We start from the raw sequence: 20,027 nt of genomic DNA on the forward strand, positions 1-20,027 counted from the left end.
GATGCGGATTGGGCGAGTGACGAGCGGCGCACCTTCGAACAGGTGCGCCTTTTGACTCAGCGGTTCACTTTGCCCTGGATGAACGACAGCACATCCGCGACTGCAATGGCTTGCGGTTGCGACTCGGTACGGCTCTTGTATTCCAGATTGCCTTCGGCCAGACCACGGTCGCTGACTACGATGCGATGCGGAATACCGATCAGTTCCATGTCAGCGAACTTGATGCCGGGGCTGGTTTTCTTGTCGCGGTCATCGAGCAATACCTCAAAGCCGGCGGCAGTCAGCTCGGCGTACAGTTTGTCTGTCGCTTCACGAACCGCGTCTGTTTCGTAGCGCAGAGGGATCAAGGCGATCTGGAAAGGCGCCAGAGTGTCGTTCCAGATAATGCCGTTTTCGTCGCTGTTCTGTTCGATTGCGGCGGCAACCACGCGGGAAACGCCGATGCCGTAGCAACCCATCGCCAGATTGACCGGCTTGCCGTTTTCCCCCAGCACCTGGCACTTCATCGCTTCGCTGTACTTGGTGCCCAGCTGGAAGATGTGGCCCACTTCGATGCCGCGCTTGATTTCCAGCGTGCCTTTGCCGTCCGGGCTTGGGTCGCCCGCAACAACATTACGCAGGTCTGCGACGGTCGGAACCGGCAGGTCGCGTTCCCAGTTGACGCCGAAATAGTGCTTGTCATCGATATTGGCGCCGACGCTGAAGTCGCTCATCAGCTCGACCGAGCGGTCGATGATGCACGGCAGCGGCAGATTCAACGGACCCAGCGAGCCTGCGCCTGCACCGATGGCATCACGCAGTTCGGCTTCGGATGCCATCACCAACGGGCTGGCAACCTGTTCAAGCTGGCTGGCCTTGATTTCGTTGAGCTCGTGATCGCCACGGATGATCAGGGCAATCAGCTTGCCTTCTTCGGCAGCATGCACCACCAGCGTCTTGACGGTTTTCTCGATCGGCAAATCGAAACCTTCGACCAGTTGGGCGATGGTCTTGGCGTTCGGAGTATCGATCAGACGCAATTCTTCAGTAGCGGCCGGACGAGCTTTCTCACGAGGTACTGCTTCGGCTTTTTCGATGTTGGCTGCGTAATCGGAGCCATCGCTGAACACGATATCGTCTTCGCCGGATTCGGCCAGCACATGGAACTCGTGCGAGCCTGCGCCGCCAATCGAGCCGTTGTCAGCTTCGACCGGGCGGAATTTGAGGCCCAGGCGGGTGAAGATGTTGCTGTATGCCAGGTGCATGCGGTCGTAGGTGACCTGCAGCGACGCGTGGTCAGCGTGGAACGAGTAGGCGTCTTTCATGACGAATTCGCGTCCGCGCATCAGGCCGAAGCGTGGACGAATCTCATCACGGAATTTGGTCTGGATCTGGTACATGTTGATCGGCAGCTGTTTATAGCTGTTGAGCTCATTGCGTGCCAGATCGGTGATGACTTCTTCGTGGGTCGGGCCCAGGCAGAACTCACGGTTGTGGCGGTCGACCAGGCGCATCAGCTCCGGGCCGTATTGTTCCCAGCGACCGGATTCCTGCCAGAGTTCTGCAGGCTGAATGCCGGGCATTAGAATTTCGAGTGCGCCAGCGGCGTCCATTTCTTCACGAACAATCGCTTCGACCTTGCGCAGCACGCGCAGGCCCATGGGCAGCCAGGTGTAAAGACCGGATGCCAGCTTGCGGATCATGCCAGCGCGCAGCATCAGCTGATGGCTGACCACGACCGCATCGGAAGGGGTTTCTTTCTGTGTGGCGAGCAAAAATTGACTGGTGCGCATGGTTGGCCGTTGTCGGTTGCTGAGACTGGATATGACCTGGCATTGTACGGCGGTGTTCCGGTCGCGTACAGGGCGGGGCAGGCTTGCAGAGGGTAGGGGAGTTCTTTCAGAGCCAAATGAAAAAGCCCGGCATGAGCCGGGCTTCTTCTATTAACGAGTGCTGAGCTGCGATTACAGGATCGAGATCGGGTAATCGACAATCAGGCGGAACTCGTTGACGTCGCCTTCGCCCTGATCGGCGTTGGCGCGGTGCCATGCTTGACGGACGCGGAAGGACAAGTCCTTAGCCGGGCCGGTTTGCACTACGTATTTGGCTTCGAGGTTGGTTTCGTGGTGCTTGCCGTCCGCTCCGTAGAGAGGTGAGCCGTCGTTTTTGCGATAAGCCGAATTTGCGGAAATATTGGTGCCGTCGATATCAGTACCCTTGATGTAGCGGGTCATGAAGCTCAGGCCTGGAACGCCGTACGGAGTCATGTTCAGGTCATAGCGGACCTGCCAGGATTTTTCGCCTGGACCGTTGAAGTCGGAGTACTGGATCGAATTGTTCAGGAAGATCGAGTCGCCACCGCGGTTGTTGTCACCTATACCGATGTAGTCGAACGGGGTGTCACCGTTGATTTTCTGGAACGCCAGAGTTACGGTGTGGGCAGCAAGGAACGAGTAAGCTGCGGAACCGGAGAATGCGGTGTTGCTGATCGAGCCGGCTTTGGCGCTGCCTTCGTCAACGGTGCGATAGATGTTCGCATCAAATGCCAGAGACTGATCTCCACCCAGTGGCAGGGCGTAGTTCACGTTACCGTAGTATTGATCCCAGATGTCTTCCAGCTTGGCCGCATAGAATGCAACGCCCAAACTGTCGGTGATTGCATATTTGCCGCCAGCGAAGTCCGCGCTATTGGACTCAACGCCAGCATAGTTGGCAAAAATCCCGCCGTCATGGCTTGTGTCGTTCTGGCTGGTGCCGGAGTAGAAGTGGCCAGCTTCAAGATCGAGGCCAGCGATTTCACTACTTTGCAAGCTCAAACCACTTGCTGTTTGCGGAAGCAAGCGAGAGCCGCCAACTGCGAATACAGGACTAGTGGGCTGCATGTCGCCAATTTTCAGCTCTGTTTTCGAGATGCGGAACTTGACGGCGCCGCCGAGCTTGCCAAGAGAGTTTTCGTTTTCGCCGGTAGTGCGGTTGAATGCCAGGTTAGTGGAACCCGAGTATGCGTCCGGAGCCCAGAGCTGCATGCCGAAATAGCCAAAAGCTTCAGCTCCAACACCGACCGTGCCTTGAGTGTAACCGGTACTGAAATTCGCCCAGAGAGCTTGGGTCCAGTCCCTCAAATCACTACTGCCGTTTTTGTTGTCACGGTTGAAATAGTAATTGCGCAACTTCAGGTCAAGCGTGCTGCCTTCCACAAAGCCCTTGGCATCAGCCTGATCGCTAACGAAAGGTGCCGCTGTTGCCAGTTGGGTGCTGGCTGCCGTAACGGCCAGTGCGATTGCGCTCCACTTCATCACTCTCATCGTGATTGCTCCTTTGGTTTTTAGAAGATTTTTGCCGTCCACCTGTTTTTTTATCTGGGCGGCTCTTTCTATTTTTGGTCGGCGGAATCTATATCACGCTGACGCTGGTTGCTATAGGTACAGCTCTATCCTTTCATATTCTTTACGACATGGCACCAGGCTAGCCCGTAGTGGCATCTGTGCTTGATCGAATGGATCAATACGCAGTCTGCCAAACACGTCCCCCAAGGTCGCGAGCCTTGTTTCCCTTGATGCTGTCACCCTCGTTTTCCGCCGGGGGTGGCGTGATCATATGGGTCATAAAGCAACAAGCGTGCACAAAATTTCCGAAAATGAAAAAATTTTGTGAAAAATCAGAATCAGCATCGCCTTTTTGATTTATCCATATGATTTTTATGAATATTTCAATTTTGTAAAAATATCGATGGATTTTACGTGTCATGGTTGGGGGCGGTTCTTTCTCGCAAAAGCGTTACCCGAATCAGCTCCCTTTGAGTAGAAAACGAATGCGTTGTGTTGTTGTCGCAACAGCAGTGTGTGATTTTGGTGCAGTGCGTGCCCGGTTCGCCTGAACCTGGAGCAATGCTCTGGTTGGTCACTATGGTGAGGCCAGGGCTGTTTCATTTTCATGTACCTGAAGCAGGCAATTGTCAGGCGGCGTTTCAATGAAAGAATTCATGGTTGGCGGTTCTACAACCTTAGCGAGCGTCAAATCGGTGCGGTCACCGTTATGCCGGACTCATTCTGGTGCGCATGGGGGCGGGCAGGTGAAGCGCCGTGCGAACCCTAGTATCCTGCGGGCCTCGCAGCACCCTGTTACCGACAGGGCAGGTACATTCACCTGGCAGTCAGGAGTTTTTTATCGTGTTCGTTCTGGATTCTCGTCTTCAACAAGACACCTTGCCCATTGGCGACTTTCCGCTGTGCCGGTTACTGCTCTCCAATGACAGTCATTACCCGTGGTTCATTCTGGTACCGCGTCGGGCTGATATCACTGAGGTGTTTCAGTTGAGCGCTGCAGATCAGTTGCAGCTATGGCAGGAGACCAGTGTTCTGGCCAAGGTGCTGAAAGAGCTGTTCGATGCGGATAAAATCAACATTGCTGCCTTGGGCAATGTGGTCAGTCAGTTGCACATGCACGTAATTGTGCGCAATCGTGACGATGCGGCCTGGCCTGCGCCCGTGTGGGGCAAGCATGCTGCAGTTGCTTACACCGACGAGCAGCTCTCGGCAATCTGCCGGCAGCTCAGGCCGGTATTGACGAATGATTTTCGATTTGAGGAGGAGCAGTCATGAGCCTTGAAGAGCGAGTCATGGAGCTGGAAAGCCGCATGGCCTTTCAGGACGATACAATTCAGGCACTCAATGATGTGCTGGTAAAGCAGCGGCGCGAGTTTGATCATCTACAGCAGCAGATGGCAGCAATGATCAAGCGTCAGGAGGAGATGGGCAGTCAGTTCGATACCTTCGAGGAAGAAGCGCCGCCACCTCACTATTGATCTGTTGCCATAAAAAAACCGCGACTTCCTTTGGAGGGTCGCGGTTTTTTGTTGCCCGAAAAAAATCAGCGGCGGGGCAGGGCTGCAATAACGTCTTCGGCCTGCAGGCCTTTGTCGCGGTTCATCACGGAAAACTCGACGCGTTGGCCTTCGACCAGTACGCGATGGCCTTCACCGCGAATGGCACGAAAATGCACAAAAATATCGTCGCCGGAATCCCGGGAGATAAAGCCGAAGCCCTTGGAGGTGTTGAACCACTTTACGGTGCCAGTATCACGATTTCCCATGTCGTGGTTTTGAGGTGCGGAGGATGGAGTGTAAGACCTGTAAAAGCTGACGCCCAAGTGCAAGGCGACGGCCACGATGGCGATGCTCAGGCTAACCAGAATTGCCGGTTGGCCTGCGATGCCGGGCAGAGGAACGAGCAAGGTCAGCGTTTGTACGATTACCGCAATGACAAGCAGGGCACTGACCAGATTTTGCAGATTATGACGTGGGCCTCGATTCCAGTAAGGGATTACCGGAGCGAGTATCAGGTTAAGCAGCCCGAGAAATGCCAGGCAGATGGCGTCAGGGTTTTGCAGGTAGAGAGAGACCGCTTCACTACGCAGGCTAGGTATGAAAGAGAGCAACAGGGCTGCTGCTCCCGTTACCAGATGGACGATTTTCAACATTTTAAAAAGCTCACATGCAAGAAGGATTACAAGAAATAGCTGGTAACGCCCGGTACGCTTCTGAACAAGATGAGGCGTGATGCACGGGCGCAGGGCCAGCCTATGCGCCAGCGCTGAATGGCAACTCGTTGGCGACACGTCGTGTATTTAACAGCAAAGCCTGATGCTACTCAAATCAGCAATCAATAACGGCCCTCCTGCCTGCCCTGCTTTGATAGCCCGTGCCGCTACAGGGGTTGAAACAGAGCGTTCAGGCTGGTTTTGCTGATGACTATTGAGGAAGTGCAGGAATTTTCTGTCCGTGGCACCTGTGGTGACGCGTCGCAAAGCACCCTGGTACGTCCATGAATCGTTGCAGGTTTGTGGCATCGACCAACGGAAAGCTGCGCCATTCGGGTTCTCTTGATAGAGTAGTGGTCTTTACTGCTTTTCAATCCTCACTAAAAGGGCATGAAACATGGCAATCGATATTGGTATCAGTGAAGAGGATCGTAAATCGATCGTGGACGGTCTGTCGCATCTGCTGTCGGATACTTATGTGCTTTACCTCAAGACTCACAACTTTCACTGGAATGTCAGCGGGCCGATGTTTCGCACGCTGCATTTGATGTTTGAAGAACAGTATAACGAACTGGCACTGGCAGTTGACTCTATCGCTGAGCGTATTCGTGCGTTGGGCTTCCCTGCTCCTGGCACTTATTCGACGTATGCTCGCCTGTCTTCCATCAAGGAAGAAGAGGGCGTGCCAAGTGCCGAAGATATGATCAAAAGTCTGGTTCAGGGTCAAGAGGCCGTTGTCCGTACTGCGCGTAGTATCTTTCCTCTTCTCGACAAGGTCAGCGACGAGCCGACGGCTGATCTGTTGACGCAGCGTATGCAGGTTCATGAGAAAACTGCCTGGATGTTGCGCTCGATGTTTGAGTCGAAATAACGACCGGGGCGAGTGACGCTAAGCGTCACTCGCCTGTTCTTCATATGTTGCCTTGCAGGCAGCGCCTGATCTTCGCCTTTTTGGCCTCCGCTGCTTGAGCGCTCAGGCACATGAAGGCTTGGTCGTCGCCCGTTGTCACGCATATCATCCAGCCATATTCCTTGCTCTTCTTCATTATGCCTTCAGGGTTAAACGATATTCCGCTGATTTCTGTAGCCATCTCCTACAGTGATAAAGTATTAGAGCGGCTGGATATAAAATCTCGAATCATGTTTTATACATCAGGGTATTTATTTGTTTTTGAATATTTCTTTTAATGTTTAAAGTTTATGATTCGAAGGTGATCGTTATGATGTTACGAAGTGCTGAGCGAGAGCTTAAGTTTTTACATCGGGAGGTGGAGATACGCCATGACCCCTTTGTCGAAAATTTCAACATGACCCTGGCGCAGCCTCATTCCAAATCCGTTCGGCTAAATGGTCTGGCCACCTGCCTGCGCCTGGAGAACGTGTATTGGAACATTCTGTCAGGCATTGCAAGTTCCAATGAGTGTTCTGTTAATGCGGTATTGTCCTACATTGATCGAGAGGTTCACTTACGTCATGGAGGTGTAAAAAACTTCAGCGGTCTGATTCGCGTTGTCTGTGTTGCGCATCTGCTGAAGGATGCTCACGTGGAAAATACCCACGTTTAGAGTGGTCTTCACCCTCATTCCTGCAGGCCCGCTTCGGCGTGCCTGCGTTTCCCTCGTAGCGCGACCGAGCTGGGGGCGGTCACGAACTTATCCGGCCGTGATAGGTTCGTTCGGCTGCACGGTGCCAATTAACTCTATATAATCCTCCGTCTTGCTAGCGGGCGTGACTCTGCGTGGGCCAGGGCTGGCTTTAGTCTTGTGCCGGTGCCGTGTACCACTGAGCGCAAGCCAGGAGCGAAAGCGCCACCGAATTCGAATTACGAGAAGTGAAAACACCATCATGATGCGCAGCCATTATTGCGGCCAACTGAACGAGAGTCTGGAAGGCCAGGAAATTACCCTTTGCGGATGGGTCCACCGTCGTCGTGACCACGGAGGCGTTATCTTCCTCGATATCCGCGACCGTGAAGGCATGGCTCAAGTCGTGTTCGACCCTGATCGTGCCGACAGCTTCGCCGCCGCTGACCGCGTGCGCAGCGAGTACGTGGTCAAGGTCGTGGGCAAGGTTCGTGCTCGTCCGGCAGGTGCCGTGAACGCGAACATGGCGTCGGGTGCCATCGAGGTTCTGGGTTACGAACTCGAAGTGCTGAACGAGTCCGAGACTCCGCCATTCCCGCTGAATGAATATTCCGACGTCGGCGAGGAAACACGCCTGCGTTATCGCTTTATCGACCTGCGCCGTCCGGAAATGGCCGAGAAGCTGCGTCTGCGTTCGCGCATCACCACCAGCATCCGCCGCTATCTGGATGACAACGGCTTTCTCGACGTCGAGACGCCGATCCTGACCCGCGCCACACCGGAAGGTGCTCGCGACTATCTGGTTCCAAGTCGCACACACCCGGGCAGCTTTTTCGCCCTGCCGCAGTCGCCTCAGTTGTTCAAGCAATTGCTGATGGTGGCTGGCTTTGACCGCTACTATCAGATCGCCAAGTGCTTCCGCGACGAAGACCTGCGTGCCGACCGTCAGCCGGAATTCACCCAGATCGACATCGAGACCAGTTTCCTCAATGAAGAGGACATCATCGGTCTGACCGAGAAGATGGTTCGTCAGCTGTTCAAGGAAGTGCTGGACCTGGAGTTCGGTGATTTCCCGCACATGACCTTCGAAGAAGCCATGCGCCGCTACGGCTCCGACAAGCCAGACCTGCGTAACCCGCTGGAACTGGTGGATGTTGCCGACCAGCTTACCGGCGTCGAGTTCAAGGTGTTCAGCGGTCCGGCCAACGACCCGAAGGGGCGTGTTGCCGCACTGCGTGTGCCGGGCGCTGCCAGCATGGCGCGCAGCCAGATCGACGACTACACAAAATTCGTCAGCATCTATGGTGCCAAGGGCCTGGCCTACATCAAGGTCAACGAGCGCGCGAAGGGGCCGGAAGGCTTGCAGTCGCCGATCGTCAAGTTCATCCCGGAAGACAACCTGAACGTCATCCTTGATCGCGTGGGTGCGGTCGATGGCGATATCGTTTTCTTCGGCGCGGACAAGTTCAAGATCGTCAGCGAAGCCCTTGGCGCGCTGCGTATCAAGATCGGTAACGACCTCAAGCTGCACACGTGCGAGTGGGCACCGATGTGGGTCGTCGACTTCCCGATGTTCGAAGAAAACGACGACGGCAGCTTCACAGCGTTGCACCATCCCTTCACGGCACCCAAGTGCACGCCCGAAGAGCTGGAAGCCAATCCGGCGACGGCGCTGTCGCGTGCCTACGACATGGTGCTTAACGGTACCGAGCTGGGCGGCGGTTCGATTCGTATCCACCGCAAGGAAATGCAACAGGCGGTCTTCCGTCTGCTGGGTATCGCCGAAGACGAGCAGCAGGAGAAGTTCGGCTTCCTGCTCGACGCCTTGAAATACGGCGCTCCGCCGCACGGTGGTCTGGCGTTTGGTCTGGACCGTCTGGTGATGCTGATGACCGGCGCGCAATCGATTCGTGAAGTGATTGCGTTCCCGAAAACCCAGAGCGCCGCCGACGTCATGACCCAGGCGCCTGGCGTTGTCGATGCCAAAGCGTTGCGCGAGCTGCATATCCGTCTGCGCGAGCAGCCGAAGGCTGAGTGATGCCGGGCAGGGCGTATCGTCGATACGCCCTGTATCTGCCCTTATTGAGTGAAGCTTTTTGCCTCGTTGTTCAGGGCGAAAGGTGAAGGTGTTTCAAAAAGAATCTGGAGCGAAAAATGGCAGGTCATTCTAAGTGGGCGAACATCAAGCACCGCAAAGAGCGTCAGGATGCCAAGAAAGGCAAGATTTTCACCAAGTGGATTCGTGAACTGACCGTTGCTGCGCGTCAGGGCGGCGGCGATCCTGGCTCCAACCCGCGTCTGCGTTTGGCGCTGGACAAGGCGCTTGGTGCAAACATGACCCGTGACACCATTGATCGTGCGGTCGCGCGAGGCGTGGGCGCGTCCGACGGTGACGATGTCGAGGAGCTGGGTTACGAGGGCTACGGCCCGGGCGGTGTGGCAATCATGGTCGAAACCATGACTGACAACCGTAATCGTACCGCCGCGGCCGTTCGCCATGCGTTCGCCAAGTGTGGCGGCAACCTCGGTACTGATGGCTCCGTGGCTTATCTGTTCGATCGCAAGGGTCAGATTTCCTTTGCTGCCGGCGTCGATGAGGATTCCCTGATCGAGGCTGCCATGGAAGCTGACGCCGATGATGTCGTGACCAACGACGATGGCTCGATCGATGTGTTTACGTCGTTCTCCGGGTTCTATGCCGTGCGTAACGCTCTTGAGGCCGCAGGTTTCAAGGCTTCCGACGCAGAAATCGTCATGTTGCCGACAACCAGCGCAGTGCTTGATCTGGAGACCGCCGAGAAGGTCCTCAAGCTGATCGACATGCTTGAAGACCTGGATGACGTGCAGAACGTCTATTCAAACGCGGAAATTCCGGACGACGTCATGGAGCAACTGGGCTGATCGCCGACAGGTAACACCGAGTCAGAAGCCGGGGGAGCGAAGCTGTGAGCATTACGCAGCTATCGGCCTCCGGCTTCTGCCTTTATGCTGCACCTATTGTTTTGCGTCACCTTCTCAAGCTGCAGGCGTTATGACTCTTATTCTTGGTATCGACCCCGGTTCGCGAATTACCGGCTATGGCGTGGTACGTGACACCGGGCGTGGTTGTATCTACGTCGCTTCCGGGTGCATTCGTACCGGCAGTGGTGAATTGCACGAACGTTTGCAGATCGTTTATCGCGGGGTGCGGGAGGTCATCAAGACCTACGGACCGGTGACGATGGGCATCGAAAAGGTTTTCATGGCGCGCAATGCCGATTCAGCCCTGAAGCTGGGGCAGGCCAGAGGCGCGGCCATTGTGGCGGGTGCCGAGGAGGCGCTGGAAATTGCCGAGTACACTGCCACTCAGGTCAAGCAGGCAGTGGCAGGGACTGGCGGTGCCAATAAAGAGCAGGTGATGATGATGGTCATGCATTTGCTCAAACTGACCCAGAAGCCTCAGATTGACGCCTCCGACGCCCTGGCTATCGCGCTGTGTCATGCGCACACGCGCTCCAGCCTGATTCCTCACGGGTTGAGTACCGCGCGCAGCCGCGGCGGCCGTTTGCGTCTGTGACTGAATCACGAGGACCTGTGTCTTTACGATGACTGTGTTCAATTTCTTCTTCGCGCAAGCGACAGGCAACACGAAAGGATCTGAAACGTGATTGGACGTTTACGCGGCTCTCTCGCCGAAAAACAGCCTCCGCATCTGGTGTTGGATGTCAATGGTGTCGGCTATGAGCTGGAAGTGCCGATGACGACGCTGTATCGGTTGCCGCATGTCGGCGAAACAGTGACATTGCACACCCATTTGGTGGTCCGCGAGGACGCGCATCTGCTGTATGGCTTCTATGAAAAACGCGAGCGCGAGCTGTTCCGTGAATTGATCCGACTGAACGGGGTCGGCCCCAAGCTGGCGCTGGCGTTGATGTCGGGCCTGGAGGTCGATGAGCTGGTGCGTTGCGTTCAGGCGCAGGACGCATCGGCGCTGACTCGTATTCCCGGTGTAGGCAAGAAAACCGCCGAGCGTCTGCTGGTCGAGCTCAAGGATCGGTTCAAGGCCTGGGAGTCCTTGCCAGGCACCTTTACGCTGGTTTCCAATGGTCCGAATCAGGCCGAGCCTGTGGCGTCGGCCGAATCCGACGCAGTCAGCGCGCTGATTTCGCTGGGTTACAAGCCGCAGGAGGCGAGCAAGGCTGTCTCCGCCATCAAGGAAAAAGATTTGAGCAGTGCGGATCTGATTCGCCGTGCGTTGAAGGGGATGGGTTAAGTGATAGACGCCGACCGTCTGATAACCGCCGCTGGCGGCCGTGATCGTGATGAACAGATGGACCGTGCGATTCGGCCACTGAGCCTTGCGGACTACATCGGCCAGCCGACCGTACGCGAGCAGATGGAACTGTTCATCCAGGCTGCCCGTGGCCGCAATGAGGCGCTGGATCACACATTGATCTTTGGGCCGCCCGGTCTGGGCAAGACCACGCTGGCCAATATTATCGCTCAGGAAATGGGTGTCTCGATCAAGAGCACCTCCGGGCCGGTGCTCGAGCGGCCCGGTGATCTGGCCGCAATCCTGACCAACCTTGAGCCCAACGATGTGTTGTTCATCGATGAGATCCATCGTTTGTCGCCGATTGTCGAAGAAGTGTTGTATCCGGCAATGGAAGACTTCCAGCTCGACATCATGATCGGTGAGGGTCCCGCCGCGCGCTCTATCAAACTTGATCTGCCACCGTTCACGCTGGTCGGTGCGACTACGCGCGCGGGCATGCTGACCAATCCGTTACGTGATCGTTTCGGGATCGTTCAGCGGCTCGAGTTTTATAATATTGCCGACTTGTCGACGATCGTGTCGCGCTCGGCGGGCATTCTGGGGCTGGTCATCGAGCCGCAAGGCGCTTTCGAGATCGCCAGGCGCGCCCGTGGTACGCCACGGATCGCCAACCGTTTGTTGCGTCGAGTACGGGATTTCGCCGAGGTGCGCGGCAATGGGCAGATCACCCGGCAGACCGCCGACAAGGCCCTGAACCTGCTGGACGTCGACGAGCATGGCTTCGATCATCAGGACCGGCGTCTGCTGCTGACCATGATCGAGAAGTTCGATGGCGGGCCTGTCGGTGTCGACAGCCTTGCGGCGGCCATCAGCGAGGAGCGTCACACAATTGAGGATGTGCTCGAGCCCTATTTGATCCAGCAAGGCTATATCATGCGCACGCCGCGTGGACGTGTGGTCACCCGTCATGCGTACCTGCATTTCGGGCTGAATATTCCCTCCAGGATGGGGGAGATGCCGGTGGCGGACGATGTGGTCGATGATCCGGCGGATTTATAGCAATGTTTTGCAATTTATTTGCGGTCGGCGTGGTCACATTGCCAGTCCTGCCGCCGATACCGGTAATAAGTGGCAAAACGTTGAAAAACAGTTGCCTGACCCGATTGGCAACCTGAGGAGTAAGCTCTAGAGTATGCGCGCGCAAAACGGGGTTCAGTCGTTCGCACATCGCTGTCGCGTTTATTACGAGGACACCGATGCTGGCGGCATCGTCTACTACGTCAATTATCTGAAATTCATGGAGCGGGCTCGTACCGAGCGGCTGCGGGAATTGGGCTTTGCCCAGTCCGAACTGGCGCAGGAAAACCTTTTATTTGTCGTGCACTCCAGTGACGCGCGTTATCACAAGCCCGCGCGGCTGGATGACGAGTTGCTTGTCAGTGCAGAAGTAACCGAATTGAACCGTGTCAGCCTGCGCTTTCAACAGCAGATCAGGCGGGCGTCGGATGCAACGCTGCTCTGTGAAGGGCAGTTCCTGGTGGCGTGTGTACGCGCCGATAGTTTTAAACCCCGGGCCATTCCCGAAGCTCTGCGAGCGGCCTTTGCCGACCAGGGCGGCGCGGGCATACATTCAGAGCAGGAGATAAAGCGTGGAAGCTAACGTCGTCGACCATTCCTCCATGTGGAGTTTGGTCAGCAATGCCAGCATTGTTGTTCAGTTGGTAATGCTGATTCTGGTGGCCGCTTCGGTCACTTCGTGGATCGTGATTTTTCAGCGCAGCAATATGCTGCGCGCAGGTCGGCGCGCACTGGATAGCTTTGAAGAGCGTTTCTGGTCGGGTATCGATCTGTCCAAGCTGTACCGTCAGGCGGGCAGCAATCCCGATCCGGACTCTGGCGTAGAGCAGATCTTTCGTGCTGGTTTCAAGGAATTCTCCCGCCTGCGTCAGCAGTCCGGTGTCGATCCCGATGCGGTCATGGAAGGTGTGGCGCGCGCCATGCGTGTAGCTATTTCCCGTGAGGAAGAAAAGCTCGAAGCAGGTCTGCCGTATCTGGCGACCGTGGGCTCCACCAGCCCGTATGTCGGTCTGTTCGGTACTGTCTGGGGGATCATGAACTCCTTCCGCGGTCTGGCAACTGCCCAGCAGGCAACGCTGGCTACCGTGGCACCGGGTATTGCCGAGGCACTGATTGCAACGGCCATCGGCCTGTTCGCAGCCATCCCGGCCGTTATTGCCTACAACCGTTTCGCCGCGCGCAGTGAGACCTTGATCAGCCGTTACTACACGTTCGCTGACGAGTTTCAGGCCATCCTGCACCGTAAAGTGCACACCAGCGAAGAGTGAGCAGGTAATTCCCCATGGCTTTAATCGCTCGAGATCGTCGCAGAAAACGCAAGCCGGTCGCCGAAATGAACGTAGTGCCCTACATCGACGTGATGCTGGTGTTGCTCGTGATTTTCATGGTGACGGCTCCCATGATCAACCAGGGCGTGAAAGTCGACTTGCCCAAGGTCTCCAGCGAGGCTTTGCCGCAAGACAACAACAATCAGGTCCTGACCATTTCGATCAAGGCTGACAAGACCTATTACTGGAACCTTGGCAGCGAAGTCGATACCGACAAACAGATGGACAAGGCAATGACCCTGCCGCAACTGACTGCCGCAGTGACCAAGATCGTCGCTGCCGGTCGTGACGCAGGCAAGCAGACGCAGGTTTTCATTCGTGGTGACAAGACCGTCGATTACGGCTCGGTCATGGGCACGATGGGCGGGCTGCAGAAGGCTGGGGTCGGGAATGTTGGCTTGATTACCGAGGCACCCTGATGCAGCCGATTCGAGAGCCGTCCGCCTCGGAAAGCTACTTCTGGCCCAGTGTCTGGGCCGTGGCATTGCATATTCTGATCTTTGGCATGCTGTTCGTCAGCTTTGCCATGACTCCGGATCTGCCCGAAGCCAAGCCTATCGTTCAGGCAACGCTCTATCAGCTCAAGTCCAAGAGCCAGGCCACTACCCAGACCAACCAGAAGATTGCCGGTGAGGCGAAGAAAACCGCTGCGCGACAAACTGAAGTCGAACAGCTGGAGCAGAAAAAGATCGAGCAGCTCAAACAGGAAGCTGTAAAAGCTGCGGAACAAAAGAAAGAAGAGGCTGCTCAAAAAGCCGAAGAGCAGAAAGCTGCCGACGAAGCCAAAAAGGCTGACGATGCCAAGAAAGCCGATGAAGCCAAGAAGGTTGCCGACGCCAAAAAGCTTGAAGAGAAGCAGCAGGCTGATATAGCCAAGAAAAAGGCCGAAGAAGAGGCGAAGAAAAAAGCCGAGGAAGACGCCAAGAAAGCTGCTGCCGAGGAAGCCAAGAAACAGGCTGCTGATGAGGCCAAGAAAAAGGCCGCAGAAGACGCCAAGAAAAAGGCTGCCGAGGACGCGAAGAAAAAAGCTGCTGCAGATTCCGCCAAGAAGGCGCAGGAAGCAGCTCGCAAATCCGCTGAAGACAAGAAGGCGCAGGCACTGGCCGATTTGCTGTCCGATAAACCGGAACGGCAACAGGCTTTGGCTGACGAGCGGGGCGATGAAACGGCTGGCAGTTTCGATGACCTGATTCGTGTCAGGGCTTCCGAAGGCTGGAGTCGTCCACCATCGGCACGTAACAACATGTCGGTAACGTTGCAGATCGGCATGTTGCCGGACGGTACGATTGCTTCAGTATCGATTGCCAAGTCCAGTGGTGACGGGCCGTTCGACAGCTCTGCGGTTGCTGCGGTGAAGAACATTGGACGTTTGACAGAAATGCAGGGTCTGAAGCCGGCTGACTTCGCTCCCTATCGTTCATTCAAGATGACATTCACACCTGGAGATCTAGCCTTGTGATCAACCTTTTTCGAGGACTGCTGGTCGTTCTCTGTTTCGCATCCGCAATGGTGTCGGCAGAAGAAAAGAACATTCTGGTCACCAGCGGCAGTGACCGTGCAGCACCGATTGCTGTTGTGCCATTCGGATGGCAGGGCGGTAACGTACTGCCGGAAGACATGGCGGAAATCGTCAGCAACGATCTGCGCAACTCCGGCTATTACGCGCCGATTCCAAAGCAGAACATGATCAGCTTGCCGACCCAGGCCAGTGAAGTCATTTTCCGTGACTGGAAAGCGCTGGGTGCCCAGTACGTCATGGTCGGCAACATCACGCCTGCCGGCGGACGTCTGCAGATCCAGTACGCGCTGTTCAACGTAGCCACCGAGCAGCAGGTTCTGACCGGTAACGTGTCAGGCACCAATGACCAGCTTCGGGACATGGCGCATTACATTGCCGACCAGTCGTTCGAGAAGCTCACCGGCATCAAGGGCGCGTTTTCTACCCGCATGCTTTACGTGACGGCCGAGCGTTTCTCCGAGAACAACACGCGTTACACCTTGCAGCGTTCGGATTACGACGGTGCTCGGGCAGTAACCCTGCTGCAATCGCGTGAGCCAATCCTGTCGCCACGTTTCGCGCCGGACGGCAAGCGTATTGCCTATGTATCGTTCGAACAGAAGCGCCCGCGCATTTTTGTTCAGCACATTGATACCGGTCGCCGTGAGCAGATCACCAATTTTGAAGGCCTGAATGGCGCGCCTGCATGGTCGCCGGATGGCAGCAAGCTGGCATTCGTTCTGTCCAAGGACGGTAATCCGGAGATCTATGTGATCAATCTGGCTTCGCGTCAATTGAGCCGCGTCACCAACGATTCTTCGATTGATACTGAACCTTTCTTCGGAAAGGACGGGTCTACGCTATACTTCACGTCGGACCGTGGCGGCAAGCCACAGATCTACAAGACAAACATTAATGGCGGCGGTGCCGAACGTGTAACGTTCGTGGGTAACTACAACGCCAACCCGAAATTGTCAGCGGATGAAAAGACGCTGGTAATGATTCACCGGCAGGACGGCTTCACTAATTTCAAGGTGGCAGTGCAGGATTTGGCCCGCGGTAGCGTAAAAATCCTCACAGATAGCAACCTTGATGAGTCGCCTACTGTTGCGCCCAACGGCACCATGGTAATCTACGCCACCCGCCAGCAGGGCCGGGGAGTCTTGATGCTCGTGTCCATTAATGGACGCGTAAGGCTCCCGCTTCCTACCGCTCAAGGCGAAGTCAGAGAACCTTCCTGGTCCCCTTACCTGAACTGACGCGGCGCTACACGATTTGCTTAACACACTGGGGTTCATTAGGAGTTTCAAGATGGAAATGCTGAAGTTTGGTAAATTTGCTGCGCTGGCTCTGGCCATGGCTGTAGCTGTAGGTTGCTCTTCCAAAGGCGGCGACAATGCCGGTGCAGGCGGTGCTGTTGACCCTAACGCTGGTTACGGCGCCAACACTGGTGCAGTTGACGGCTCCCTGAGCGAAGAAGCTGCTCTGCGCGCAATCACTACCTTCTACTTCGAATACGACAGTTCGGACCTGAAGCCAGAAGCCATGCGCTCCCTGGACGTGCACGCAAAAGACCTGAAAGCTAACGGCGCTCGCGTTGTTCTGGAAGGCAACACCGACGAACGTGGTACTCGCGAGTACAACATGGCACTGGGCGAGCGTCGTGCGAAAGCCGTTCAACGCTACCTGGTTCTGCAAGGTGTTTCCCCAGCTCAGCTGGAACTGGTTTCCTACGGCGAAGAGCGTCCAGTTGCTACCGGCAACGACGAGCAGTCCTGGGCTCAAAACCGTCGCGTCGAACTGCGTAAGTAATTTGACATGCGAACGTGCCGACGTGCTCTAACCGTTTTGGCCCTCGCCCTTCCGCTTTCAGCGTTGGGTGCGGCACCTGTGGTCGATAACAATTCTGGCTCTGGCAGCAGCAGTTATCCGCCAGCGGGTTATGGCACGTCCGGCGCCTATGCCGGGGGAGGGGTTACTGCCCCTGCCTCGGCACAAGGTCAGCTGTTCATGCAATTGCAGCAAATGCAGGACGAAATCGCGCGTTTGCGCGGTGTTGTCGAGGTCCAGCAGAATGATATCCAGCGCATGAAGCAGGAAGCTCTGGAGCGTTATCAGGAACTCGATCAACGCATAGCCAGTGGCGCAGCCGCTCCGGCTACCAATAATTCTCAACCTTCTGGTGGCGCTATCGACGCCAGTGGGACGCCTTCGGCCTCAGCGGCTCAGCAGGCACCGGCAGCAGGCACCGAGCCTCCTGACCCGACGAAGGAAAAGCTTTATTACGAAGCGGCCTTCGATTTGATCAAGGCAAAAGATTTCGACAAGGCCAGTCAGGCCTTTACCGCTTTCCTGCGCAAATACCCGAACAGCTCGTACGCGGGCAACGCCCAATACTGGCTGGGTGAAGTGAATCTGGCCAAAGGTGACCTTCAGGGTGCCGGTCAGGCGTTCGCCAAGGTCAGTCAGCAGTATCCGAAGCATGCCAAGGTGCCTGACTCGCTGTACAAGCTGGCTGACGTCGAGCGTCGTCTCGGTCACACCGACAAGGTAAAAGGCATATTGCAGCAAGTAGTCGCCCAGTATCCGGGCACCTCAGCTGCACAATTGGCGCAACGAGATCTTCAGCGTCTTTGATGTTCTGACCCGCTGATCAAGAAAGCCGCGCTAGTCGCGGCTTTTTTCGTTAGAATCTCGCACCCGAAATTCCGGTACACCCTACGCTTTTCCGGATTCTGCGATTGCAGGGTCCTTTGAAGTGCCTGACGGAGGCGGACGGCCTGTTTAGCTGTTACGCCCGTGGCTGATATGCAAGACACATTACGCATCACCGAAATCTTTCACTCGTTGCAGGGTGAAACCCGTACGGCTGGCCTGCCTACCGTATTCGTCCGCCTGACCGGCTGCCCATTGCGCTGTCAGTATTGCGACAGTGCCTACGCATTCAGCGGTGGGACCATCCAGACGCTGGATGACATCGTTGGGCAAGTGGCGGCCTATCGTCCTCGCTATGTCTGTGTGACCGGCGGTGAGCCGCTCGCTCAGCCCAATGCCATCCCGTTGCTCAAGCGTCTTTGTGATGCTGGCTATGAGGTCTCACTGGAGACCAGCGGCGCGCTGGATATCTCGGCAGTCGATCCTCGTGTAAGTCGCGTTGTGGACCTCAAGACCCCTGGGTCAAAGGAAGTCTCGCGTAACCGTTACGAGAACATCGAGCTGCTGACGAGAAATGACCAGGTAAAATTCGTGATTTGCTCGCGCGAAGATTATGACTGGGCCGTCTCCAAGCTGATTCAGTACGGTCTTGAACGCCGTGCGGGCGAAGTCCTGTTCTCTGCCAGTCACCACGAGCTTAAAGGTCGTGATCTGGCGGACTGGATCGTTGCCGACAATCTGCCGGTACGGTTGCAGATGCAGTTGCATAAAATTCTTTGGGATGACGAGCCGGGGCGCTGACATGAGTGAATTGACCAATACCGAAAAAAGAGCCGTGATCCTGCTGTCCGGTGGGCTGGATTCTGCAACCGTCGTCGCCATGGCCCGCGCAGAAGGCTACGCCTGCTACACCATGAGCTTCGACTACGGCCAGCGTCATCGCGCCGAACTGGATGCCGCAGCGCGCGTTGCCCGCGATCTGGGTGCAGTCGAGCACAAGGTCATTGGCCTGAACCTCAACGGCATTGGCGGCTCGGCATTGACCGATAGCTCCATCGCCGTGCCGGAGTCGCCCTCTGAAGGCATTCCGATAACTTACGTACCGGCACGCAACACGGTGTTCCTATCGCTGGCGCTGGGCTGGGCAGAGGTGCTGGGTGCACGGGATATCTTCATCGGCGTCAATGCCGTGGACTATTCAGGCTATCCCGACTGCCGTCCCGAGTTTGTCGAGTCGTTCGAGCGCATGGCCAACCTTGCGACCAAGGCTGGTGTGGAAGGGCAGGGGTTCACAATCAGAGCGCCGCTGCAGAACCTGAGCAAGTCGGACATCGTCAAGGCAGGCGCTGCTTTGGGGGTCGATTACTCACTGACGGTTTCCTGCTATCAGGCTGATGACCAGGGCCGAGCCTGTGGCAAATGCGACAGCTGTCGCCTACGCGCCGAGGGCTTCACAGCCGCCGGCATGGCAGACCCGACACGTTATTTTTAAAGTTTTTTGAAAAAGGTGTTGAATTACTGATAAAAATCAGTAATATACGCGCCACACAACAGAGGGTCGTTAGCTCAGTTGGTAGAGCAGTTGGCTTTTAACCAATTGGTCGTAGGTTCGAATCCCACACGACCCACCATTTTTGGTTCCAAGGTCCACCTTGGAGCCGAATCTTAAAGATCTGATGCCACTCGTATCAGGTCGCAGGCAGCTGGTTGAGGTGCCTTGATTTACCGGGGTATAGCGCAGTCCGGTAGCGCGCCTGCTTTGGGAGCAGGATGTCAGGAGTTCGAATCCCCTTACCCCGACCAAATACTGTTGTTACAGAGTTCGATCTTTAGATTTTTAGGTAGTCGGTCATTGCAAAAAAGCGGACAAGCGTCTTGGTGCGTTTAACCAGGCAAGCAGCCGTCTGTAGCGAAAGATAGCGCCAGCATCCGGTGATGTCAAATTAGAGCGCCCCGTTCCAAGCTAAAGCTTGTGGTCGGGGCTTTTTTTTGGAAAAAATTGCTGTGCTGTGCTGTGCTGGCGTAGGCCCGCCTGAAGCAGTCATTAAGCCTCATAACTAAATAATCTGCAGTGCGAAGCATCTGCTGATAATGGCAGATTGAGTATTTTTACA

General features: G+C 55.9%; 22 protein-coding genes and 2 tRNA genes. 20 read left to right on the forward strand and 4 right to left on the reverse strand.

Going from position 1 to position 20,027, the window contains the following annotated elements:
- Window positions 1-56: 56 nt before the first annotated feature.
- Both AC4ANE_RS08380 and AC4ANE_RS08385 read right to left on the reverse strand, forming a co-directional pair.
- A complete protein-coding gene (locus tag AC4ANE_RS08380; protein WP_002554668.1) occupies window positions 57-1,772 on the reverse strand; it encodes a proline--tRNA ligase in 1,716 nt (571 codons plus the stop codon).
- A 171-nt stretch (window positions 1,773-1,943) separates the two neighbouring features.
- Window positions 1,944-3,284, reverse strand: coding sequence for an OprD family porin (locus AC4ANE_RS08385; RefSeq protein WP_460408987.1), 1,341 nt, complete (start codon window positions 3,282-3,284; stop codon window positions 1,944-1,946).
- Window positions 3,285-4,148: 864 nt separating this feature from the next.
- Between AC4ANE_RS08385 and AC4ANE_RS08390 the strand changes: the two genes are divergently transcribed.
- Entirely contained in the window at window positions 4,149-4,580 is a 432-nt protein-coding gene (locus AC4ANE_RS08390) for an HIT family protein (RefSeq protein ID WP_002554666.1), read from the forward strand.
- On the forward strand, window positions 4,577-4,783 hold the full coding sequence (locus tag AC4ANE_RS08395) for a SlyX family protein (RefSeq protein ID WP_002554665.1): 207 nt from the start codon (window positions 4,577-4,579) through the stop codon (window positions 4,781-4,783). The genes AC4ANE_RS08390 and AC4ANE_RS08395 overlap by 4 nt, the downstream gene beginning before the upstream one ends.
- Before the next feature lie 65 nt (window positions 4,784-4,848).
- On the opposite strand, the gene AC4ANE_RS08400 is transcribed toward AC4ANE_RS08395, so the two are convergent.
- Window positions 4,849-5,457 carry a cold-shock protein gene (locus AC4ANE_RS08400; protein ID WP_002554664.1) on the reverse strand — a complete coding sequence of 203 codons (609 nt, stop codon included), beginning with the start codon at window positions 5,455-5,457 and terminating at the stop codon, window positions 4,849-4,851.
- Between the two features lie 457 nt (window positions 5,458-5,914).
- Here AC4ANE_RS08400 and AC4ANE_RS08405 point away from each other — a divergent pair, with 457 nt between their 5' ends.
- Window positions 5,915-6,388 (forward strand): Dps family protein, encoded by a 474-nt coding sequence (locus tag AC4ANE_RS08405; protein WP_002554663.1) that lies wholly within the window; start codon window positions 5,915-5,917, stop codon window positions 6,386-6,388.
- 40 nt (window positions 6,389-6,428) lie between these two features.
- Here the strand turns inward: AC4ANE_RS08405 and AC4ANE_RS08410 are convergent, their stop codons facing one another.
- A complete protein-coding gene (locus AC4ANE_RS08410) occupies window positions 6,429-6,563 on the reverse strand; it encodes a hypothetical protein (protein ID WP_005733342.1) in 135 nt (44 codons plus the stop codon).
- A gap of 174 nt (window positions 6,564-6,737) precedes the next feature.
- Here AC4ANE_RS08410 and AC4ANE_RS08415 point away from each other — a divergent pair, with 174 nt between their 5' ends.
- The 17 genes from AC4ANE_RS08415 to AC4ANE_RS08495 all read left to right on the forward strand — a co-directional run bounded on the left by AC4ANE_RS08415 (window position 6,738) and on the right by AC4ANE_RS08495 (window position 19,716).
- The gene (locus AC4ANE_RS08415) at window positions 6,738-7,082 is read left to right on the forward strand and encodes a ribbon-helix-helix domain-containing protein (RefSeq protein ID WP_002554662.1); all 345 of its coding nucleotides are present in this window, start codon (window positions 6,738-6,740) and stop codon (window positions 7,080-7,082) included.
- Window positions 7,083-7,362: 280 nt separating this feature from the next.
- Window positions 7,363-9,138: an aspartate--tRNA ligase gene (gene aspS, locus AC4ANE_RS08420; protein WP_002554661.1), complete on the forward strand. Its 1,776-nt coding sequence runs from the start codon at window positions 7,363-7,365 to the stop codon at window positions 9,136-9,138.
- Window positions 9,139-9,254: 116 nt separating this feature from the next.
- On the forward strand, window positions 9,255-10,001 hold the full coding sequence (locus tag AC4ANE_RS08425) for a YebC/PmpR family DNA-binding transcriptional regulator (protein WP_002554660.1): 747 nt from the start codon (window positions 9,255-9,257) through the stop codon (window positions 9,999-10,001).
- Window positions 10,002-10,131: 130 nt separating this feature from the next.
- Complete coding sequence (gene ruvC, locus AC4ANE_RS08430; RefSeq protein WP_002554659.1) at window positions 10,132-10,656, forward strand: crossover junction endodeoxyribonuclease RuvC; 525 nt, start codon at window positions 10,132-10,134, stop codon at window positions 10,654-10,656.
- A gap of 87 nt (window positions 10,657-10,743) precedes the next feature.
- On the forward strand, window positions 10,744-11,352 hold the full coding sequence (gene ruvA / locus AC4ANE_RS08435; RefSeq protein ID WP_002554658.1) for a Holliday junction branch migration protein RuvA: 609 nt from the start codon (window positions 10,744-10,746) through the stop codon (window positions 11,350-11,352).
- Window positions 11,353-12,414: a Holliday junction branch migration DNA helicase RuvB gene (gene ruvB / locus AC4ANE_RS08440; RefSeq protein WP_002554657.1), complete on the forward strand. Its 1,062-nt coding sequence runs from the start codon at window positions 11,353-11,355 to the stop codon at window positions 12,412-12,414. It begins immediately after the preceding gene.
- Window positions 12,415-12,547: 133 nt separating this feature from the next.
- Window positions 12,548-13,015 carry a tol-pal system-associated acyl-CoA thioesterase gene (gene ybgC, locus AC4ANE_RS08445; RefSeq protein WP_005733346.1) on the forward strand — a complete coding sequence of 156 codons (468 nt, stop codon included), beginning with the start codon at window positions 12,548-12,550 and terminating at the stop codon, window positions 13,013-13,015.
- Window positions 13,005-13,700 (forward strand): protein TolQ, encoded by a 696-nt coding sequence (gene tolQ / locus AC4ANE_RS08450; protein WP_002554655.1) that lies wholly within the window; start codon window positions 13,005-13,007, stop codon window positions 13,698-13,700. Before ybgC ends, tolQ begins: the two co-directional genes overlap by 11 nt.
- Window positions 13,701-13,714: 14 nt before the next feature.
- Window positions 13,715-14,179, forward strand: coding sequence for a protein TolR (gene tolR / locus AC4ANE_RS08455; RefSeq protein ID WP_002554654.1), 465 nt, complete (start codon window positions 13,715-13,717; stop codon window positions 14,177-14,179).
- Window positions 14,179-15,219 carry a cell envelope integrity protein TolA gene (gene tolA, locus AC4ANE_RS08460; protein WP_460408823.1) on the forward strand — a complete coding sequence of 347 codons (1,041 nt, stop codon included), beginning with the start codon at window positions 14,179-14,181 and terminating at the stop codon, window positions 15,217-15,219. Before tolR ends, tolA begins: the two co-directional genes overlap by 1 nt.
- Window positions 15,220-15,266: 47 nt before the next feature.
- Window positions 15,267-16,517, forward strand: coding sequence for a Tol-Pal system beta propeller repeat protein TolB (tolB, locus tag AC4ANE_RS08465; protein WP_216597196.1), 1,251 nt, complete (start codon window positions 15,267-15,269; stop codon window positions 16,515-16,517).
- Window positions 16,518-16,569: 52 nt separating this feature from the next.
- Window positions 16,570-17,070: a peptidoglycan-associated lipoprotein Pal gene (gene pal / locus AC4ANE_RS08470; protein ID WP_002554651.1), complete on the forward strand. Its 501-nt coding sequence runs from the start codon at window positions 16,570-16,572 to the stop codon at window positions 17,068-17,070.
- Window positions 17,071-17,076: 6 nt separating this feature from the next.
- Window positions 17,077-17,895: a tol-pal system protein YbgF gene (gene ybgF, locus AC4ANE_RS08475; RefSeq protein ID WP_002554650.1), complete on the forward strand. Its 819-nt coding sequence runs from the start codon at window positions 17,077-17,079 to the stop codon at window positions 17,893-17,895.
- A gap of 171 nt (window positions 17,896-18,066) precedes the next feature.
- Window positions 18,067-18,714, forward strand: a complete 648-nt coding sequence (queE, locus tag AC4ANE_RS08480; protein ID WP_002554649.1) for a 7-carboxy-7-deazaguanine synthase QueE — start codon at window positions 18,067-18,069, stop codon at window positions 18,712-18,714.
- A gap of 1 nt (window position 18,715) precedes the next feature.
- Window positions 18,716-19,405, forward strand: a complete 690-nt coding sequence (gene queC / locus AC4ANE_RS08485) for a 7-cyano-7-deazaguanine synthase QueC (RefSeq protein WP_002554648.1) — start codon at window positions 18,716-18,718, stop codon at window positions 19,403-19,405.
- Between the two features lie 63 nt (window positions 19,406-19,468).
- Window positions 19,469-19,544, forward strand: a tRNA-Lys gene (locus AC4ANE_RS08490).
- 95 nt (window positions 19,545-19,639) lie between these two features.
- Window positions 19,640-19,716, forward strand: a tRNA-Pro gene (locus AC4ANE_RS08495).
- The last annotated feature ends 311 nt before the right edge of the window (window positions 19,717-20,027 follow it).

It is taken from the genome of Pseudomonas sp. Pme6b (assembly GCF_058129925.1).